Annotated in this window: 1 pseudogene; it reads right to left on the reverse strand. The window is 35.1% G+C overall.

The window, feature by feature from the left end:
• A pseudogene (locus BCAMP_RS11960) lies at nt 1-547 on the reverse strand (IS30 family transposase); the annotation flags it as partial.
• Nucleotides 548-638 lie beyond the last annotated feature (91 nt).

A 638-nucleotide genomic window follows, 5' to 3' on the forward strand; every position in this document is an offset into this window, starting at 1 on the left:
GTTTAATGATTTTTCTTGGGATGTGATTTCTTTTTGAAGCAACAGCTGAAATGAAGTTTTGGTCAACTTGGTTAAAGTCCATCTTTTTTGGCAAGCCATTTCGACGCAAAATGCCATTAGAATTTTCGTTTAGACCGCGACGTTCGTTGTGTCCGTTTGGCTTACGTTTACCTTTCATTGGTAGCTTTGTGATATCGAAGTCGTTCGCTTTAAATAGGCGATAGAGCGTTCTAACAGAACATGAGATAGGTATCTCAGCACGACCAATAATCACATCAGGTGTCCAGCCTTTAGCTGTCATTTTCTGAATGTAAGTTTGTTGATCCGCACTTAAAATGATAGAACGTCTGCCACAATATGTTTTATTTTCTTTGTATCTTTGATAATAATCATTAGCTGATAAACCTTTTTTAAGAAAATTGTAGACATTATAAATCGTTTGTCTTGAACGTCCAAATATCTTCGATACGGTTAAAACAGATTGTTTCGTTTGGAAATAGGCTTCTATCATTACAAGCTCATTTGGTGTAAGATGTTTATAGGTCATTTGTCTTCACTCCTAATAATTCTTTGGTCGGAACTATTTTGAGTGTCGCACAAAATGACTTTTTTATTTGTCTAGCTTAATTTTACTATCG

The organism is Brochothrix campestris FSL F6-1037 (genome assembly GCF_000525915.1).
Taxonomy (GTDB): domain Bacteria; phylum Bacillota; class Bacilli; order Lactobacillales; family Listeriaceae; genus Brochothrix; species Brochothrix campestris.